Annotated in this window: 20 protein-coding genes and 1 pseudogene; 15 read left to right on the top strand and 6 right to left on the bottom strand. The window is 70.0% G+C overall.

The window, feature by feature from the left end; all coding sequences use genetic code 11:
• The first annotated feature begins 235 nt into the window (after positions 1-235).
• Complete coding sequence (locus MKK64_RS10585) at positions 236-562, top strand: hypothetical protein (protein ID WP_243934416.1); 327 nt, start codon at positions 236-238, stop codon at positions 560-562.
• 16 nt (positions 563-578) lie between these two features.
• On the opposite strand, the gene MKK64_RS10590 is transcribed toward MKK64_RS10585, so the two are convergent.
• Positions 579-1,343, bottom strand: coding sequence for an alpha/beta fold hydrolase (locus MKK64_RS10590; RefSeq protein ID WP_243934418.1), 765 nt, complete (start codon positions 1,341-1,343; stop codon positions 579-581).
• Between the two features lie 122 nt (positions 1,344-1,465).
• On the opposite strand from MKK64_RS10590, the gene MKK64_RS10595 reads away from it, so the two are divergent.
• Positions 1,466-2,296 carry an FkbM family methyltransferase gene (locus MKK64_RS10595; RefSeq protein WP_147842613.1) on the top strand — a complete coding sequence of 277 codons (831 nt, stop codon included), beginning with the start codon at positions 1,466-1,468 and terminating at the stop codon, positions 2,294-2,296.
• Between the two features lie 32 nt (positions 2,297-2,328).
• On the opposite strand, the gene MKK64_RS10600 is transcribed toward MKK64_RS10595, so the two are convergent.
• Together MKK64_RS10600 and sfsA are read right to left on the bottom strand one after the other, a co-directional pair.
• Positions 2,329-2,952, bottom strand: coding sequence for a Uma2 family endonuclease (locus MKK64_RS10600; RefSeq protein WP_243934420.1), 624 nt, complete (start codon positions 2,950-2,952; stop codon positions 2,329-2,331).
• Between the two features lie 81 nt (positions 2,953-3,033).
• The gene (gene sfsA, locus MKK64_RS10605; protein ID WP_243934433.1) at positions 3,034-3,750 is read right to left on the bottom strand and encodes a DNA/RNA nuclease SfsA; all 717 of its coding nucleotides are present in this window, start codon (positions 3,748-3,750) and stop codon (positions 3,034-3,036) included.
• A 122-nt stretch (positions 3,751-3,872) separates the two neighbouring features.
• On the opposite strand from sfsA, the gene MKK64_RS10610 reads away from it, so the two are divergent.
• The 13 genes from MKK64_RS10610 (at position 3,873) to folK (ending at position 14,563) form a co-directional block, all read left to right on the top strand.
• Positions 3,873-4,613: a competence/damage-inducible protein A gene (locus MKK64_RS10610; RefSeq protein WP_243934435.1), complete on the top strand. Its 741-nt coding sequence runs from the start codon at positions 3,873-3,875 to the stop codon at positions 4,611-4,613.
• A 43-nt stretch (positions 4,614-4,656) separates the two neighbouring features.
• On the top strand, positions 4,657-5,532 hold the full coding sequence (locus tag MKK64_RS10615) for a formate/nitrite transporter family protein (protein WP_243934443.1): 876 nt from the start codon (positions 4,657-4,659) through the stop codon (positions 5,530-5,532).
• Between the two features lie 189 nt (positions 5,533-5,721).
• Positions 5,722-7,344, top strand: coding sequence for a sensor histidine kinase (locus MKK64_RS10620; RefSeq protein WP_243934451.1), 1,623 nt, complete (start codon positions 5,722-5,724; stop codon positions 7,342-7,344).
• Complete coding sequence (locus MKK64_RS10625) at positions 7,341-8,045, top strand: response regulator transcription factor (RefSeq protein WP_243934452.1); 705 nt, start codon at positions 7,341-7,343, stop codon at positions 8,043-8,045. The genes MKK64_RS10620 and MKK64_RS10625 overlap by 4 nt, the downstream gene beginning before the upstream one ends.
• 212 nt (positions 8,046-8,257) lie before the next feature.
• A complete protein-coding gene (gene pqqA / locus MKK64_RS10630) occupies positions 8,258-8,347 on the top strand; it encodes a pyrroloquinoline quinone precursor peptide PqqA (protein WP_055889187.1) in 90 nt (29 codons plus the stop codon).
• A gap of 45 nt (positions 8,348-8,392) precedes the next feature.
• On the top strand, positions 8,393-9,292 hold the full coding sequence (gene pqqB, locus MKK64_RS10635) for a pyrroloquinoline quinone biosynthesis protein PqqB (protein ID WP_243934453.1): 900 nt from the start codon (positions 8,393-8,395) through the stop codon (positions 9,290-9,292).
• A gap of 151 nt (positions 9,293-9,443) precedes the next feature.
• Positions 9,444-10,523, top strand: coding sequence for a pyrroloquinoline-quinone synthase PqqC (gene pqqC, locus MKK64_RS10640; RefSeq protein WP_147842605.1), 1,080 nt, complete (start codon positions 9,444-9,446; stop codon positions 10,521-10,523).
• Positions 10,520-11,665, top strand: coding sequence for a pyrroloquinoline quinone biosynthesis protein PqqE (gene pqqE, locus MKK64_RS10645; protein WP_243934459.1), 1,146 nt, complete (start codon positions 10,520-10,522; stop codon positions 11,663-11,665). The genes pqqC and pqqE overlap by 4 nt, the downstream gene beginning before the upstream one ends.
• The gene (locus MKK64_RS10650) at positions 11,662-12,390 is read left to right on the top strand and encodes a hypothetical protein (RefSeq protein WP_147725786.1); all 729 of its coding nucleotides are present in this window, start codon (positions 11,662-11,664) and stop codon (positions 12,388-12,390) included. Before pqqE ends, MKK64_RS10650 begins: the two co-directional genes overlap by 4 nt.
• The gene (locus MKK64_RS10655) at positions 12,371-12,736 is read left to right on the top strand and encodes a hypothetical protein (protein ID WP_147725787.1); all 366 of its coding nucleotides are present in this window, start codon (positions 12,371-12,373) and stop codon (positions 12,734-12,736) included. The genes MKK64_RS10650 and MKK64_RS10655 overlap by 20 nt, the downstream gene beginning before the upstream one ends.
• Positions 12,737-12,942: 206 nt before the next feature.
• Complete coding sequence (gene folP, locus MKK64_RS10660; RefSeq protein ID WP_243934473.1) at positions 12,943-13,722, top strand: dihydropteroate synthase; 780 nt, start codon at positions 12,943-12,945, stop codon at positions 13,720-13,722.
• Positions 13,719-14,093, top strand: a complete 375-nt coding sequence (folB, locus tag MKK64_RS10665) for a dihydroneopterin aldolase (RefSeq protein WP_147725789.1) — start codon at positions 13,719-13,721, stop codon at positions 14,091-14,093. Before folP ends, folB begins: the two co-directional genes overlap by 4 nt.
• On the top strand, positions 14,090-14,563 hold the full coding sequence (gene folK, locus MKK64_RS10670) for a 2-amino-4-hydroxy-6-hydroxymethyldihydropteridine diphosphokinase (RefSeq protein ID WP_243934461.1): 474 nt from the start codon (positions 14,090-14,092) through the stop codon (positions 14,561-14,563). The genes folB and folK overlap by 4 nt, the downstream gene beginning before the upstream one ends.
• Before the next feature lie 77 nt (positions 14,564-14,640).
• Here folK and xoxJ read toward each other — a convergent pair whose 3' ends face one another.
• The 3 genes and pseudogenes from xoxJ to xoxF5 all read right to left on the bottom strand — a co-directional run.
• Complete coding sequence (gene xoxJ / locus MKK64_RS10675; protein WP_243934463.1) at positions 14,641-15,495, bottom strand: rare earth element methanol dehydrogenase accessory protein XoxJ; 855 nt, start codon at positions 15,493-15,495, stop codon at positions 14,641-14,643.
• A complete protein-coding gene (locus MKK64_RS10680; protein ID WP_210247496.1) occupies positions 15,495-16,040 on the bottom strand; it encodes a c-type cytochrome, methanol metabolism-related in 546 nt (181 codons plus the stop codon). Before MKK64_RS10680 ends, xoxJ begins: the two co-directional genes overlap by 1 nt.
• Before the next feature lie 206 nt (positions 16,041-16,246).
• Positions 16,247-16,778, bottom strand: a pseudogene (xoxF5, locus tag MKK64_RS10685) (lanthanide-dependent methanol dehydrogenase XoxF5); the annotation flags it as partial.

Below are 16,778 nucleotides of genomic sequence, written 5' to 3' on the forward strand. Positions count from 1 at the left end.
CCCCTGAAGGAGCCGCGGTGACGAGCGGTTCGTAGTCGAGGCGGCCGGGCCGGTCAATCCTAAGCCCCCGCCCGCGCCTCTCGACCGGCCGCTGCCGCGCCGGGAAACGCGCCGTCCCGTATCCTTGACCGTACGTCCCAAACGCGTCGGGACCGCCTGCGCGCGCCTGGACCGCGAACGGCCGGGCCGGCATGCCTCGTCGCTGGACTTGACGCCACTGCCTGGACGACGATCGATGAACCGTGCCCTCTCTACGCTCCTGCTCGCCTGTGCGCTCGCCGGCCCGGCCCCCGCCTCGGCCGAGACGCCCGAGGAGCTCGCCTTCGGCTTCGGCCAGTTCACGGGCGCCGTCACCTTCTGCAAGATGCCGAAGGATCAGGTCTCTCAGCTCGCCGACACCATGCTCACGGGCTCGGGCATCGACACCGGCGGCCCGAGCCCGGCGATGACCCGCTTCAAGGAGGGCGTCGCCGACGGCGTGCGCTCGATGTCGGCGCCCGACGCGGCCACCTGCGCCGAGGTGAAGTCCGCCTTCGACGAGGCTTATGCGAAGCTGAAGTGACGCGGCCGCGCCGGCCTCAGGGCCGCGCGGCGAGGAAGGCCAGCACGCCGTCGCGATGCGGCTTGGCGCCGACGGCGGAGCTGTGGTCGCGGCCTTCGAGCTCGAGGCTTCGCGCGTTCGGCATCAAGGCGGCGAGGCCCGGGCCGGAGCCCGCGACGGTGTCGAGGGTGCCGACGCTGACGAGAACCGGCACGTCGATCTGCCCGATCTCGGCGCGCGACAGCGTCTGGCGCGAGCCGCGGATGCAGGCGGCGAGCGCGCGCAGGTCGCTCTTCGTCTGCTCGGCGAAGGTGCGGAAGGCGGCGGCCGTCGGGTTCGCCGCCTTCGCGCCCGCCGGCGCCTCCAACGCCTCGGCGATGCCGGAGGGCAGGCCCTTGCCCTCGACGAGATGCAGGCCGAGGCCGCCGATCAGCGCCGAGCGCACCCGCGCCGCGTGGTCGAGGGCGAGGTGCGCGGTGATGCGCCCGCCCATCGAGTAGCCCATCACGTCGGCGCGCTCGATCCCGAGATGGTCGAGGAGGCGCACGGCGTCGCCGGCCATGTCCTCGGAGCCGTAGCGGGCCGGGTCGTAGAGCTTCTCGCTCTCGCCGTGGCCGCGGTTGTCCAACGCGATGGTGCGGTAGCCGGCCTGCGTGAGCGTGCGCACCCACGTCGTGTTGACCCAGTTGACCACGTGGTTCGAGGCGAAGCCGTGGATGAGCAGGATCGGGTCGCCGCAGCCGCCGGGGGCCGGCACGTCGATGTAGGCGATGCGCACGCCGTCCGAATCGAAGCTGTCCATGGTCGCCGCTCCTCGTCATGCGTACCGGCCCGCGCGGTCCGTGCCGGCTGTAAGAGCCGCGGCGCCGATCGGCAACGCGCGTGATGCTTGCCCGCGGGCGGCGCGGCTGGCATCAGCCCGGCATGAGCGACCTTCAGCCCTACGGCACCTACGCCCCGGCCGGCCTCGTCGCGGCGATCGCCCGGCGGACCGTGCGGATCTCACCCGAGTCCTGGCGCGGACGGCGGATGGCGATGTTCCTGCGCCGCCTCGCGATCACGCTGATGCGCGGCAAGCCCCTCGACGTCGAGCGCCTCGGCGCCCGGATGCGGCTGCACCCCTACAACAACAATTGCGAGAAGAAGGTGCTGTTCACGCCGCAATTCTTCGACCCGCAGGAGCGCGCCCTGCTCAAGGCGCGGCTTCGGCCGGGCTGCGTCTTCCTCGACATCGGCGCCAACATCGGCGCCTACGCCCTGTTCGTGGCCGCGTTCGCCGGCCCGCAGGCGCGGATCGTCGCGGTCGAGCCGCAGCCCGACGTGTTCGACCGGTTGACCTTCAACATCGCGCAGAATGCATTCCATTCGGTCAAGGCCGTGGCCTGCGCGGTCGCCGACAAGGCCGGCGAGCTGACGCTGTTCGTCGATCCGCGCAATCGCGGCGAATCGAGCCTCAAGATCGTCGGCACCAACGAGAGCGCGCAGATCAAGGTGCCTGCGGTGACCCTGATGGACCTCGTGCGCAGCGAGGGCCTGACCCGGATCGACGCGATCAAGCTCGACGTGGAGGGCGCCGAGGACCTAATCCTCGAGCCGTTCCTGCGCGAGGCGCCCCCTGCCCTGCTGCCGACGCTGCTGGTGATCGAGGACGGCACCGACCAGTGGCAGATTGATCTACCCAAGCTCCTGGAAGGCCACGGCTACCGCGAGATCGGCCGCACCCGGCTGAACCGGATGTTCGAGCGGAGCGCCTGAGCAGGCTCCGATCGCGAAACCGGCCTCCGGTTTCACCGATCCTGCGAGGATCGGGTCGGCGCCGCGCGCCGCGGGTCGAGATGCGTGTTCTCGTAGAGGTCGCCGACCGTGCAGATCAAGCCGAGCCCGGCGAATTCGATCACGTCGCCGGCCGAGCGGAGCACTCGGACCGCCCAAAGGTCCGCCGCGTCGCGCTCGTGGATCGTCACCGCGACCGCATCCTGGTCGACGATCACGATGCAGCGGTTCGGCGGGTGGTCCCGATAGAATCGGAGCTTGCTCGCCAGGATGCGCCCGCGGTCGCTCGCCGACGGCACCTCCATCACGAGATGGAAGCGATCCGTGAAATTGCGCTCGGTGTCGATGTCGGTGTCGATCACCGTCACCCCGGGCTCGGGTCGATAGGGCGAATCCGGCGAGACCTCGATCCCGATCTCGCGGTCGGCGTGCCATTCCGGGCGGCGGCTCCTGAGCGCCGCGTTGAGATGGCGCTCGAAGTTGCTGGCGATGCGCTGATGCCCGATCCGCGGTGCCGCCGACTGCATGGGAAGCCCCTCGATCAGTTCCCATCGCTCCTCCGACGGACGCGTCTCGAGGAACTCGCGGAAGTCGGCGACATCGAACAGGACGGGTTCACGGATCGCGCGATCGGCCATCGGGATGCCTCGGGCGGCCGGAGCGCACGCCGCAGCCTCGCCACCACCGTACCATGCGCCGGGGAGCGCGGAAAACGCGCGTCAGGGCGGCGTGACGATCGGGATCGCGTCGGCGATCGTCACGCCCTCCCGGTCGATCCGGCAGCGATAGGCGGAGGTCTCGACCCCCGCCGCACGCGCCAAGCGAAAAGCCCGGTCGAAGGCGGGATCGATGTCGCGGGCGACGTCGAAGGCGTCCGCCCGCATCTGGACCACGACGATCACCATCGCGCGCCCGCCGGCCGCGACGACCTCGGCGAGGTCCCGCATGTGCCGCGCGCTGCGGGCGGCGATGCAGTCGGGAAACTCGGCGAGGCCCGCCCGCCGCATCAGGTGGCAGTTCTTCACCTCGACGTGGACCGGCGGCAGCCCCTCGCCGCTCGCCACGAAGTCGACGCGGCTCGCCGCGCCGTAGCGGACCTCCGGCCTCAATGCCGCGTAGCCGTCGAGCGGCGCGAGACCGCCGGCGGCGAAGGCCTCGGCGACGAGCGCGTTCGGGCGCATCGTGTTGATCCCGACCCATTGCGGGCCGCCGGGCAGGTCGGCCTCCACCAGCTCCCATGAATACTTGAGCTTGCGCGTCGGGCCGTCGGCCGGCGAGAGCAGCACCCGGTTGCCGGCCGCGTTCAGGCCCATCATCGCGCCGGGATTGGCGCAATGCGCCGTGACGCGCGTGCCGTCGGCGAGGTCCACGTCGGCGAGGAAGCGCTTGTAGCGCTGCACCAGGCGGCCTTCGATCAGGGGTTCGGGAAAGCGCATGGGGTCCGGGCTGCGTCGCGGTGGCGGTCCATAGCCGACAGGCGCCCGCGCATGAAAGCGCCGTCGGTGGTCGCGCAGCCGCCGCCGCGCTATCTGCGGCGGGACCGAGGACGGCGAGCCCCATGACAATCGATTCCACGAGCATCACCGCCGCGATCCTGGTGATCGGCGACGAGATCCTGTCCGGCCGGACGAAGGACAAGAACATCGGCACGATCGCCGACTATCTCACCGCCGTGGGCATCGACCTGCGCGAGGTTCGGATCGTCCCCGACGAGCCGGACGCCATCGTCGGCGCCGTGAACGCGCTCCGGGCCGGCCACACCTACCTGTTCACCACCGGCGGCATCGGCCCGACCCACGACGACATCACCGCCGATTGCGTCGCTAAGGCCTTCGGCGTCGGCATCGACGTCGATCCCCGCGCCAGGGCGATGCTGCTGGAGCGCCACAAGCCGGAGGACCTGAACGCTGCGCGCCTGCGCATGGCGCGGATCCCGGACGGCGCGGACCTGATCGCCAACCCGATCTCGAAGGCGCCGGGCTTCCGCATCGGCAACGTCTTCGTCATGGCCGGCGTGCCGTCGATCATGCAGGCGATGCTCGACCAGATCGGCCCGACGCTGCCGACCAGCGCGCGGATGCTGTCCGAGACGGTGGAGGCCGGCAACCTGCCCGAGGGCAACTACGCCGCCGACCTCGCCGAGATCGCGAAGGCCTACGCCGACGTGTCGATCGGCTCCTATCCGTCGATGACGAAGGACAGGTTCGCCAACCGCATCGTCGCCCGCGGCAAGGACGCCGCCTCGGTGGCGCGCGCCCGGGCCGAGATCGAGGCGCTGGTGTCGCGCCTTCGCGGCTGACGGCCGATCCGTCCCTGAATCCGGTTCGTGGAGCGTTTGCGTGATGGCCGAGCCGAAGCAGGACGACAAGGAAGCTCGGCGCGACGCGCACAAGGAGGCGGTGGCCGGGATCGGTCGCCCCGACGCCTTCGTCCTGCACGAGGTGATCCGGCGCGAGGGCAACGAGGAACTGCGGCGCAACGGGGGGGCGCTGTTCCTCTCGGCCTTCGCGGCGGGGCTCAGCATCGCGCTCTCGCTGATCGTGCCGGGGGTGCTCAAGACCCACCTGCCCGAGGGCGAGTGGACTCAGATCCTGACGACGATGGGCTACGCGGTCGGCTTCCTGGTGGTGGTGCTCGGGCGCCAGCAGCTGTTCACCGAGAACACCATCACGCCAATCCTGCCGCTGCTGCACGACCGCTCGGCCAAGACCGCGTGGCGGGTGCTGCGGCTGTGGATCGTCGTGCTTGCGGGCAACATCCTGGCGACGCTGGCGATCGCCGCCGTGCTGGCCCATTCCGGCGCGTTCGAGCCGTCGGTGAAGGCGGCCTTCGCCGAGATCAGCCATCAGGCCATCGCGTTTCCGTTCTGGGACACGGTGCTGAAGGCGATCTTCGCCGGGTGGATGATCGCCCTGATGGTGTGGTTCCTGCCGGCCACCGGGACCGCGGCGGCGTTCGTGATCTTCCTGATGACCTGGCTGGTCTCGCTCTGCGGGCTCGCCCACATCGTCGCCGGCTCGGTCGAGGCGTTCTACCTCGTGGTCACCGGCGCGGCGACGATGGGCGAGTACGCCGAGCGCTTCTTCGTGCCGACGCTGCTCGGCAACGTCTTCGGCGGCATCACCCTGGTCGCGGTGCTGAATTACGGCCAGGTCGCGCCCGAGGTCGAGGAGAGCCGTGAGGTCGAGGAGGCCGAGGGCGGCCCGAGCCAGGACTGAGAGGGGGACTGCATCCGCTTCGCGACGGAGAGGCGTGACAGGGCGCGGCCCGTGTTGGCTTTCGCGCTGAAACGACCCAAAACCCTCTCTCGAAACGCGGGGGTCGCGTCCTTGCCCGGTTCTCGACGCGGTCGCGCCCTGAGGAAACCGAGGACGAGGAGCGCCGCGCATGCGGCCGGGAATGGGACGATGCGCTCGCTGAAGGTCCGCTTCGCCTTGCTGCTCGGGTCGATCGCCCTCGTCGTCGTCCTGGCGGCGGCGGGCGTGCTCGCGGCGATCGGGGCGGCCGAGCGCACCATCGACCGGACGCTGGCGGCGCAGGGCCGCCTCGAGCTTCTGGCCGAGCTGTCGGGCCGGATGACGCAGTTCGGCATGGCGGCGGTCGAGACCATCGGCAATCCCGATCTCGCACCGGAGGCGATGGGGATCGCGCGCAGCAACGTCGACCGGGCGCTCACGACCGTCGACGAGGCGCTGTCGAGATCCGTCGCCGGCAGCAACGACCCGCAGGACCGGATGCAGTACGCCCTGCGAAGCCGCCCGATGGCGCAGCTGCGCGCCGCCCGCGTGATCCTCGACCGCCAGGTGGCGCAGATCGTCCGCCAGACCGATCCGGAGAAGCGTCAGAACTCGATCAAGGGCGCGCTCAACGGCTTCGGTGCGATGACCGGCCAGCCGCTCTCGTTCCTGATCGAGGCAGAGCGCCGCAGCATGGTGCTCGGCTCGGATGCGGCGCGCGACCTCTCGCAGCGCCTGCGGATCGCGGCCGCGCTGGCGGTGCTCGCGGCGCTCGGCCTCGTCGTGCTGCTGTGGCGCAGCATCACCCGCCCGACCCTGGCGCGGATCGAGGCGGTGCGTCGCGCCGCGGGCGCCATCGGCGGCGGCAAGCTCGACACGCGTCTCTCCGTCGCGACCCGGGACGAGCTCGGCCTGCTCGTCGCCAACGTCAATCGCATGGCCGCGCGCCTGTCCCGCCGCGAGGGCCGCGTCGCCGCCGACCGCGCCGCCCTGGAGGACACGGTGGAGGCGCGCACCGCCGATCTCCGCGCCGCCAATGCGCGCCTCGAGGCCGTCGACCGCTCGCGACGCCGCTTCTTCGCCGACGTCAGCCACGAGCTTCGCACTCCGCTCACCGTCATCCTTGGGGAATGCGACCTCGCGGCCCGCGCCGGCCCGCGCATCACCGACCACGCCCCCGCCTTCGCCACCATCCGCAAGCGCGCGATGCGCCTGAAGCTGCGCGTCGAGGATCTTCTGCGGGTGGCGCGCTCAGAATCGGGCGAGATCGAGCTCGACCGCCGCGCCCTCGAGCTCGCGCCGGTCCTGGCCGAGGCGGTCGACAACCTCGCCTCGGAGGGCGCCCGCCGCCGCGTCGCGCTCGCGTTCGAGCCGGGCCCGCGGAACCTGGAGGTGCTGGCCGACCGGGAATGGCTGCGCCAGGTCGTCGAGAGCTTGATCGACAACGCCCTGCGCCATGCCACCGGCCTCACCCGGGTCGAGGTCGCCCTGTCCGGCGGCGGCACGGCGCCGGCCCGCATCACCGTCACAGACGACGGGCCGGGTTTCGGCGACAGCGAGCAGAGGCTGTTCGAGCGCTTCCGCCGCGGCGACCGCCCGGCGGAGATGGGGTTCGGGATCGGATTGGCCCTGGCGCGCTGGCTGATCGAGCAGCATGATGGCACCATCGTTCTCGGCGCCGGCGAGAACGGCGCCGGGGCGCGGGTGACCCTGGAGATCCCGCTCCTCGACCTGACGCTCGACGACGTGACGAGCCGAGACGAACGACAGATTCGGAAGGACGACGCGGCATGACGCGAATCCTCGTGGTCGAGGACGACATCGACATCCGCGGCCTTCTCACCCGCGGCCTTGAGGCGGAGGGGTTCTCCGTCGGCACCGCCGGCTGCGTCGGCGACGCGCTCGCGTCGGCGCGGAACGAGAGCCCCGAGGCGGTGGTTCTCGACATCACCCTGCCCGACGGCTCGGGGCACGACGTCTGCCGCAGCCTGCGCGAGGGCGGCTATCCCGGGCCGATCCTGTTCCTCTCGGCCCGCGACGAGATCCGCGACCGCGCCGAAGGCCTCGCGCTCGGCGCCGACGACTACATCGTGAAACCGTTCGTCTTCGACGAGCTGGTGGCGCGGCTGCGCACGCACCTGCTGCGCCGGCAGGCGGCGGAGGGGCCGCGCACGCTGATCAACGCCGGCAAGCTCGTCCTCGACCTCGACACCCGCCAGGTCACCTGCGGCGAGGCCTCAGCCCGCCTGACCCCGCGCGAGGCCGAGCTTCTGGCCATGCTGATGGAGAGCGTGAACCGCCCGGTCACCCGAGCCGACATCTTCGAGCGGCTGTGGGCGAGCCAGGGCGGCCTCTCCCTCAACGTGGTCGATGTCTATGTCGGCTACCTGCGCTCGAAGATGGCCGATTTCGTCCGGCACGGCGGCCCGCTTCTGGTCACGGTGCGGGGCCGCGGCTTCATGCTGGACTCGCGTGGGCCGGACTACCGACACTGACGCTCGCCACGGAGACGTCGCGTCCCGCGGGAGCCTGCGACGCCGAAGCCTCACAAAAAATTTGGGAGCATTAGGCAATTTAGTGCTTGATGCCGGGGCCGGAATTGCGGATACCCGTGCCGCGCCGGAAAACAAAAGCGCCATCAGTGTCTTAGGGTACTCTTAAGTTTGCCTTTCGGCACCGGATGTTCGTAATCAGACGGAGAAACACCATGACCTGGGCTGCCCCGATCGTTTCCGAAATCTGCGTCGGCATGGAAGTCACCAGCTACGAGTCCGCCGAGATCGACACCTTCAACTGAGGTGTTGCGCCGAGCTGAGGGTTGTTGGCTGCATCGGACCACTCCATGCGCGTCCTGATCCTCGGCTCGGCTGCCGGCGGCGGGCTTCCCCAGTGGAATTGCCGCTGCCCGAACTGCCGGCTCGCCCGCAGCGAGCCCGACCGCGTCAGGCCGCGGACCCAGTCGAGCATCGCCGTCTCCACCGATGGCGGGGATTGGCTCCTGGTGAACGCCTCGCCGGACATCCGGCAGCAACTTTTCGACAACCCGGCGATGCATCCGCGGGAAGGCCTGCGCCACTCGCCGATCCGCGCGGTGCTGCTCACCAACGGCGACGTCGATCACGTCGCCGGCCTTCTGACGCTGCGCGAGGGCCAGCCCTACACGCTCTACGGCACCGGCAGCATCCTCGGCTCGGTCGCCGAGAACCGCGTCTTCGACGTGATGGCCGAGGGCGTCGTCGCCCGGGAGGCGATCACGCTCGGCCAGCGCTTCGAGCCGCTGCCGGGACTTGCGGTCACGCTGTTCTCGGTGCCCGGCAAGGTCCCGCTCTGGCTCGAGGATGCTGATCTCGAGCTCGGCGCCGAATCCGAGAGCACGGTCGGCGCGATGATCGAGGCCGGCGGCCGCCGCCTCGCCTACATTCCCGGCTGCGCCCGCGTCACCGAGGATCTGAAGGCCCGGATCGCCGGCGTCGACGCGCTGCTCTTCGACGGCACGGTGCTGCACAACGACGACATGATCCGCGCCGGCGTCGGCACCAAGACCGGATGGCGCATGGGGCACGTGCCGATGCGGGGCGACGGCGGCTCGGTCGCCGGCCTGAAGGACGTCGCGATCGGTTCGCGCGTCTTCGTCCACATCAACAACACCAACCCCGTCCTCGTCGAAGGCTCGCCCGAGCGCGCGGCGGTCGAGGCGGACGGATGGGTCGTCGCCCATGACGGGCTCACCCTGAGCCTCTGACGGCGACGACCGGGCGCGGTTGGCATTTGTCGGCCCCGCGACCTATCTCATGACGGGACGTGCGCGATTCGATTGCGCCGCGAAGCCGCCGCCAGACGCGGTGATCGACAGACGACCAGGAAACGCCTCCGAACGGACGCTTGGTGACGCCATGAACGCAGTGTTCCCGACCCCTCAATCCGACACGTCCGAGCGCCTGCTCAGCCCCGACGAGCTCGAGGCGGCGCTGCGCGACATCGGCGCCCGGCGCTATCACAACCTGCATCCGTTCCACCGCCTGCTGCACGACGGCAAGCTGAGCAAGGATCAGGTCCGGGCCTGGGCGCTGAACCGCTACTACTACCAGGCGATGATCCCGGTGAAGGACGCCGCGGTGCTGGCGCGGATGACCGACGCCGCGCTCCGCCGCGTCTGGCGCCAGCGCATCGTCGACCACGACGGCGATGCGCCGGGCGACGGCGGCATCGAGCGCTGGCTGAAGCTCGCCGAGGGCGTCGGCTTCCGGCGCGACTACGTCGAGTCGACCGCCGGCATCCTGTCGGCCACCAAGTTCTCGGTCGAGGCCTACGTGCACTTCGTCGCGGAGCGCTCGCTGCTGGAGGCGATCGCCTCGTCGCTCACCGAGATGTTCTCGCCGAACATCATCTCCGAGCGCGTTTCGGGCATGCTGAAGAACTACGACTTCATCACCAAGGAGACGCTGGCGTACTTCGAGAAGCGCATGACCCAGGCGCCGCGCGACGCCGACTTCGCCCTCGACTACGTCAAGCGCCATGCCACCACGCCCGAGCTGCAACGTCAGGCGATGGCGGCGCTGACCTTCAAGTGCAACGTGCTGTGGACCCAGCTCGACGCGCTGTACTTCGCCTACGTCGCGCCCGGGATGATCCCGCCCGACGCCTGGACGCCCGGCACCGGGCTCGTCGCCGAGACGCAAGGGGGGGCGCCCGGCACCGGCCGCCTGTCGGCGACCGACGTGCCGCGCCTGCCCCGCGGCGTGCGGATGCGGTTCGACCAGACCCGCGACAAGCACGTGCTGCTCGCCCCCGAGCGCACCTTCGACCTCGACGCCAACGCCGTCGCGGTCCTCAACCTCGTCGACGGCAAGACCAGCGTCGCCGCCATCGCCGACCGGCTCGGCGAGACCTACGCCGCCGACCCGCGCGCGATCGAGGTCGACGTGCTGGCCATGCTGAACGACCTCGCCGGAAAGAGGGTGCTGGAGCGATGATCGCGCTGACCCCGAACGCGGCGGCGATCCCGGCCCCGGTCGGGCTGCTCGCCGAGCTGACGCACCGCTGCCCGCTGCGCTGCCCGTACTGCTCGAACCCGCTCGACCTCGACCGGCGCTCGCGCGAGCTCGACACCGCGACCTGGCAGCGGGTGCTGACCGAGGCCGCGGGCCTCGGCGTGCTCCATGTCCACCTGTCCGGCGGCGAGCCGACGGCGCGCAACGACATCGTCGAGATCACCGAGACCTGCGCCAAGCTCGGGCTGTACTCGAACCTGATCACCTCCGGCGTCGGCGGCGCCCTGTCCAAGCTCCAGGCGCTCTACGACGTCGGCCTCGACCACGTGCAGCTCTCGGTGCAGGGCGTGGACGCGGCCAACGCCGAGAAGATCGGCGGCCTGAAGAACGCGCAGCCGCAGAAGATGGAGTTCGCCGCCAAGGTGACCGAGCTCGGCCTGCCGCTGACGCTGAACTCGGTGATCCACCGCGGCAACATCCATGAGGTCGAGGGCTTCATCGACCTCGCGGTGAAGCTCGGCGCCAAGCGCCTCGAGGTGGCGCACACGCAGTATTACGGCTGGGCCTACGTCAACCGCGCCGCGCTGATGCCGGACAAGGCCCAGGTCGATCAGTCGATCCGCATCGTCGAGGCGGCCCGCGAGCGCCTCAAGGGCCAGCTCGTCATCGATCTCGTCGTGCCGGACTACTACGCGAAGTACCCGAAGGCCTGCGCCGGCGGCTGGGGCCGCAAGCTGATCAACGTGACGCCGCAGGGCAAGGTGCTGCCGTGCCATGCGGCCGAGACGATCAGCCATCTCGAGTTCTGGCACGTGACCGAGCATTCGCTCGGCGACATCTGGGCGAACGCCCCGGCCTTCACCGCCTATCGCGGCACCGACTGGATGCAGGAGCCCTGCCGCTCCTGCGACCGGCGCGAGAAGGATTGGGGCGGCTGCCGCTGCCAGGCGCTGGCGCTCGCCGGCGATGCGGCGGCGACGGACCCCGCCTGCTCGCTGTCGCCCCTGCACGCCAAGGTGCGGGCGCTCGCCGTCGAGGAGGCGGCCGAGACGCCGCCCGACTACACCTACCGGACGATCGGGGCCAACATCCCGGCGCCACGCAAGGAGGACGCCCTCTCGTGAAGTGTTTCGTGATCGTCGCTGCGCTGCTTGCCGCGACCCCGGCGCTCGCCGTCGAGGGGGCACCCGCCGCCCCGGCTCCTGCCCCCGCCGCAGCCGCGCCGGAACAGGCGAACGCCGCGGCGCCCCCGAGCGCGGCCGACCTGCTGTTCGAGCAGCCGCAGCTGAAGAACGCCGCCGCCGGCTCGACGCTGACCTACGACTACCTGCGCCGGTCCGGCATCGCGAAGGGCCCGTTCGGGCCGCCGCTCGACGACACGATCAAGCTCACCCTCGAGCCGGGCACGGGCGGCGACGGCCGCAACATCGCCGTCGAGATGTTCTCGGGCACCAACCGGTTCCCCGCCGGCCCGTTCGAGGACATGTCCGGCAACCCGGTGATCCCGCTGTTCCTGGAGAACCACCTGACCAATCTCGCCCGGGTGCTGCAGGCCAACCCGCGCTACCTGAAGCTCGCGATCCGCAAGGGCCTTCGCGACGGCGCCACCGTCACGCCGATCAAGGTCGACTACAAGGGCCGCTCGGTCGACGCCTGGCAGGTGGTGTCCAGGCCCTTCCTCGGCGATGGGATGGCCCAGCGCATGCGCGGCATGGACAACATGACCTACACCTTCGTCACCTCTCCCGAGGTGCCCGGCGAGATCGTCTCGATCGAGGCGCAATCGAAGAATGCCGAGGGCGGCGAACTCTTGGAGGAGCGGCTGAGCTATGATCAGAAAGCTGGTTGAGGGCTTTGCCCTGTCCGGTGTCGCGCTGACGATGCTGGCGATGCCGGTCGTCGCGGCGGATGCCGAGAACGACTACCCGACCGACGCGCGCGTCGATTACGTCTTCGGCTGCATGGCCGCCAACGGCCAGACCCGCGAGGCGATGCAGCGCTGCACCTGCTCGATCGACCAGCTCGCGGCGATCCTGCCCTACGACAAGTACGTGCAGGCGAGCACCGTGCTCTCGATGCGCCAGGGCATCGGCGCGCGCTCGAACGAGTTCAAGTCGACCAAGGTGTTCGACGACAAGGTCGCCGACCTCCGCCGCGCCCAGGCCGAGGCCGAGATCCGCTGCTACCGCGGCTGAGGCGTCGCCCAGGAACCTTGGAGAGGCCGCGCGGTACCGGGCGGCCTTTTCTCATGGCAACGGGCGCCGTTGCTTCGCCCGGAAAAACCGGCCACATCGACGCGGCGGGAGCCGCCCGCGACGAGCCAGAGAAGCGACGCCCCTTGAGCCATCGACCCGCCGCCCTCGCCGGCTTGCTGCCCGAACTGGGCCGGCGGACCCTCGTGATGGGCATCCTCAACGTCACGCCGGATTCCTTCTCGGATGGCGGCCGCTTCGTCGGCGAGGAAGCCGCCTGTCGGCAGGCCGACGCGCTGGCTGCCGAGGGCGCCGCGCTGGTCGATATCGGCGGCGAGTCCACCCGCCCCGGCCACGTTCCGGTGCCGGTCGAGGAGGAGCAGGCCCGCGTCCTTCCGGCGATCCGGGCCCTGGCGAACCGGCTCTCCGTCCCGATCTCGATCGACACCTACAAGGCCTCGACCGCCGAGAGCGCGCTGGCGGCCGGCGCCCGCATCGTCAACGACGTCTGGGGCCTGCAGCGCGAGCCCGACATCGCCCTTGTCGCCGCCGACCACGGCGCGCCGGTGATGATCATGCACAACCGCGAGACTGTCGACGCCGGCCTCGACATCGTCTCGGACATGCTGCGCTTCTTCGAGGTCTCGCTCGGCATCGCCCGCCGGGCCGGCATCCCCGACGGCGACATCGTGCTCGATCCGGGCATCGGCTTCGGCAAGAGCTGGAACCAGCACCTCGAAGCGCTGCGGCGCCTGCCCGAGATCCGCGCCCTCGGCTTCCCCATCCTCGTGGGCGTCTCGCGCAAGTCGCTGCTCGGCCGGCTGCACGACCGCGAGACCGCGCCGGCCGACCGGCTCAACGGATCGCTCGCGGCGCATGCGCTTGCCGCGACGCTCGGCGCCGACATCGTCCGCGTCCACGACGTCGCCGCCCATGTCGACGCGATGCGCGTGGTCGACGCCGTCCTGCGCCCGGGAGACCGCCGATGAGCGACCGCATCCTCGTCGAGCGCATCGCGGTCTTCGCCCATCACGGCGTGCTGCCCGAGGAGACGCGCCTCGGGCAGCGCTTCTACCTGTCGCTCGATGCGGCCCTCGACCTGGCGCCCGCCGGCCGCTCCGATGACGTGACGCGGACGGTGAGCTACGCCGACCTCGCCGCCATCGCGGTCTCGATCGCCACCGAGCGGCGCTTCGACCTGATCGAGGCGCTGGCCGAGGCGATCGCCGGCGAGATCCTGGCGCGGTTTCCGGCTCTCGAGGCGATCACCGTCCGAGTCGACAAGCCGAGCGCGCCGGTTCCCGCGAACCTCGACGGGATCGCGGTCCTGATCACCCGCAGGCGGGAGGCCCGGGCATGACGCAAGCCTATCTCGGCCTCGGCAGCAACATCGGCGACAAGGCCGGGCATCTCGCCGCCGCGGTGCGGGGGCTCGCGGCGGTTCCCGGCATCCGGATCACCGCGCGGTCGTCCGACTACCGCACCCCGCCCTGGGGCGAGACCGATCAGGACTGGTTCCTCAACGGCGCCCTCGCCATCGAGACCGACCTCGACCCGCACGCCCTGCTCGATGCCTGCCTCGGCGTCGAGCGCGATCTCGGCCGCATCCGCGAGCGCCGCTGGGGGCCGCGCGTGATCGACATCGACGTGCTGTCCTATGCCGGCGCCGAGGTCTCGGACGAGCGCCTCGTCCTTCCGCACCGCTACGTCCGCGAGCGCGCCTTCGTGCTGGTGCCGCTCGCCGAGATCGCGCCCGACCTCGTCATCGGCGGCGAGACCGTCGCCGACGCGCTGGCCAAGCTCGACCGCAGCGGCATCGAGCGGAACTGAACGCATCCCGGAACGACGAAGGGCCGGGCGTTCGCCCGACCCTTCGCGAGTGTTATGATATCCTGTCGACGACGCGTTCAGTGCGCGTTCGGCGCGAGCAGCTTGTTCTCTTCCTCTTCGAGCAGCGGCACGTCGAAGTCGCGGAGCACCGCCTCGATGTCGGAGCGTCGCTTGCGCAGGATGGTGTTCAGCGACCGCTTCCAGTCGTTCTCGCCGATCCGTACCGCCATGGCGATGCGGTAGCTCATCGGCGGGCGATCCGGCTCCTTCAGGAGCGGGATCACGTCCATCGCCGTGCCGCTCTGCTTGGCCAGCCATCCGGCGGACGGTCCCCAAAGCACCGCGGCGTCGATCTGCCCGGCCGCAAGGTCGGACACGATCTCGGCACCCACCGTCTGGTTCTTGCGTGCCGGGTCGAGCTGATACGGCGCGTAGGCCTTCATGCTCGAGATCAGGCCGAGGTCGCCCATTCGGTTGACCGGCGGCGTCCCGGCGATGACGCCGATGCGCTTGCCCTTGAGCTTGGGGTCGTCGAGCCCCGTCACCCCCGCCAGATCGCCCTGCTTCACGATGAGCGTGTAGACCGAGCGATAGTACGGATTGGTGTTCTGGACGCCCTCGCTGCCGAGGGCCGACCCGACGATCAGGTCGCAAAGGCCGGTGCCGAGGGTGTTGCGGACGAAGCCGGGCCCCTGGGTCAGCCAGTAGTAGCGGACCTTGATCTTCAGCTCGTCGGCGATGATCGCCGCGATGCGGTTCTCGAAGCCGTCCTCCTTGCGCTCGGAGAACGGCATGTTGCCCGGGTCGCCGCAGACGCGAAGCACATCGGCGGTGACGAGATCGGGGACGTTCTGCGCCGCCGCGTCCCGCACCCCTGCCAAGAGAGGCAGGAGCGCGATCGCGACCGCGGCGTGGGTGCGTGCGCGGCGCATTAGCCGCCCATGCACTCCTTCTCGGCCTTCTTGGCGGCCTCGGGCTTGTCTTCCTTGTCGCCCGGGCGGACGCGGCCCATCGCGCCGGAAGCGCGGGCCTTCAGGTAGACGTAGAGGTCGTCCGAGTAGCACATGACGTTCTTGTTATCGCCGAAGGCGGGCATGACCTTCTGGTCGGACGAACTCACGTCCTGCTTGCCGCCGGCCAGGATGCCGATGAACTCCTCGTAGGAGAGGTGCTTGAGCGAGTCCTTGAGCGCCGGCGCGTAGGTCGAGCCCATGCCGTCCGGCCCGTGGCAGACGTGGCACTCGGCGTGATAGCGGCGGTAGCCGGAGTAGGTGTACCAGTCGAACTTCTTGCCCGCGTCGGTGATGTGGAAGGTCGGGTGACCTTCGGCATCGAAGTACTTGCCCTCTTCGACCTTCACCGCGGCATCCTTCTTGAGGAGCTTGTCGTCGGGCTCGGCCGACTTGTCGTCGGTGTTCAGCGAGTTGGCGAGGGCGGGATCGGCGGGCTTGGCATCCTCAGCATGTACGGCGACCATCGAGACGGACGCTAGGGCGAGGGCGGCCAGGAACGGCCGCGTGACGAATTTGCTGAGGTAATGCAACGCAAAAATCTCCCTGGGACCTGAAGGTCGAGCCGCTCTCAGGCGGCCTTTCGCAGCCTTCTTGAGGGCATTCTAATCATAAGAATGCCGGCGCGGAAACCCGCGCCGGCACTCATTTCAAGGCGGCTTCGTGCGACCGATTAGTTCGGCAGCGCGAAGACGGTGAGCTGACCACCGAGGTTGGTGTAGCTCGAAAGGGCGGCGTAACCACCCACCGCGCCGAGACCGGCGTTCGGGTCGGTCAGGCCGGCCGCGAGGCCGATGCCGGCCCAGCCACCGACACCCGACAGGATGCCGACGTACTGCTTGCCCTTGTGCTGGTAGGTCATCACGTTGCCGATGATGCCCGACGGGGTCTTGAACTTGTACAGTTCCTTACCCGTCTTGGAGTCGACGGCCTTCAGATAGCCCTCGAGCGTGCCGTAGAAGACCACGTCGCCGGCGGTGGCGAGAGCGCCCGACCAGACCGAGAACTGCTCGGCGTTCGACCACTTGATCTTACCCTCGACGCCGTCCCAGGCGATGAAGTTACCCATGCCGCCATGGCTGTTCGGCGCGGGGTACATCGACAGGGTCGCACCGACGTAGGGCTGGCCCGGGGTGTAGGTCACCCGGAACGGCTCGTAGTCCATGCAGACGTGGTTGGTGGGCACGTAGAACAGGTTGGTCTTC

Source organism: Methylobacterium sp. E-025, assembly GCF_022829705.1.
Lineage (GTDB): Bacteria > Pseudomonadota > Alphaproteobacteria > Rhizobiales > Beijerinckiaceae > Methylobacterium.

Excerpts from the sequence above, each read along its gene's own strand:
- MKK64_RS10595 (WP_147842613.1), top strand. The coding sequence starts at position 1,466 with ATGAGCGACCTTCAGCCCTACGGCACCTACGCCCCGGCCGGCCTCGTC.
- MKK64_RS10680 (WP_210247496.1), bottom strand. The coding sequence starts at position 16,040 with ATGGTCGCCGTACATGCTGAGGATGCCAAGCCCGCCGATCCCGCCCTC.
- pqqB (WP_243934453.1), top strand. The coding sequence starts at position 8,393 with ATGCGCGTCCTGATCCTCGGCTCGGCTGCCGGCGGCGGGCTTCCCCAG.
- sfsA (WP_243934433.1), bottom strand. The coding sequence starts at position 3,750 with ATGCGCTTTCCCGAACCCCTGATCGAAGGCCGCCTGGTGCAGCGCTAC.
- folK (WP_243934461.1), top strand. The coding sequence starts at position 14,090 with ATGACGCAAGCCTATCTCGGCCTCGGCAGCAACATCGGCGACAAGGCC.
- pqqC (WP_147842605.1), top strand. The coding sequence starts at position 9,444 with ATGAACGCAGTGTTCCCGACCCCTCAATCCGACACGTCCGAGCGCCTG.
- pqqA (WP_055889187.1), top strand. The coding sequence starts at position 8,258 with ATGACCTGGGCTGCCCCGATCGTTTCCGAAATCTGCGTCGGCATGGAA.
- MKK64_RS10655 (WP_147725787.1), top strand. The coding sequence starts at position 12,371 with ATGATCAGAAAGCTGGTTGAGGGCTTTGCCCTGTCCGGTGTCGCGCTG.
- MKK64_RS10590 (WP_243934418.1), bottom strand. The coding sequence starts at position 1,343 with ATGGACAGCTTCGATTCGGACGGCGTGCGCATCGCCTACATCGACGTG.
- MKK64_RS10615 (WP_243934443.1), top strand. The coding sequence starts at position 4,657 with ATGGCCGAGCCGAAGCAGGACGACAAGGAAGCTCGGCGCGACGCGCAC.
- MKK64_RS10610 (WP_243934435.1), top strand. The coding sequence starts at position 3,873 with ATGACAATCGATTCCACGAGCATCACCGCCGCGATCCTGGTGATCGGC.
- xoxJ (WP_243934463.1), bottom strand. The coding sequence starts at position 15,495 with ATGCGCCGCGCACGCACCCACGCCGCGGTCGCGATCGCGCTCCTGCCT.
- MKK64_RS10585 (WP_243934416.1), top strand. The coding sequence starts at position 236 with ATGAACCGTGCCCTCTCTACGCTCCTGCTCGCCTGTGCGCTCGCCGGC.
- folP (WP_243934473.1), top strand. The coding sequence starts at position 12,943 with ATGGGCATCCTCAACGTCACGCCGGATTCCTTCTCGGATGGCGGCCGC.
- MKK64_RS10600 (WP_243934420.1), bottom strand. The coding sequence starts at position 2,952 with ATGGCCGATCGCGCGATCCGTGAACCCGTCCTGTTCGATGTCGCCGAC.
- folB (WP_147725789.1), top strand. The coding sequence starts at position 13,719 with ATGAGCGACCGCATCCTCGTCGAGCGCATCGCGGTCTTCGCCCATCAC.
- pqqE (WP_243934459.1), top strand. The coding sequence starts at position 10,520 with ATGATCGCGCTGACCCCGAACGCGGCGGCGATCCCGGCCCCGGTCGGG.
- MKK64_RS10625 (WP_243934452.1), top strand. The coding sequence starts at position 7,341 with ATGACGCGAATCCTCGTGGTCGAGGACGACATCGACATCCGCGGCCTT.
- MKK64_RS10620 (WP_243934451.1), top strand. The coding sequence starts at position 5,722 with ATGCGCTCGCTGAAGGTCCGCTTCGCCTTGCTGCTCGGGTCGATCGCC.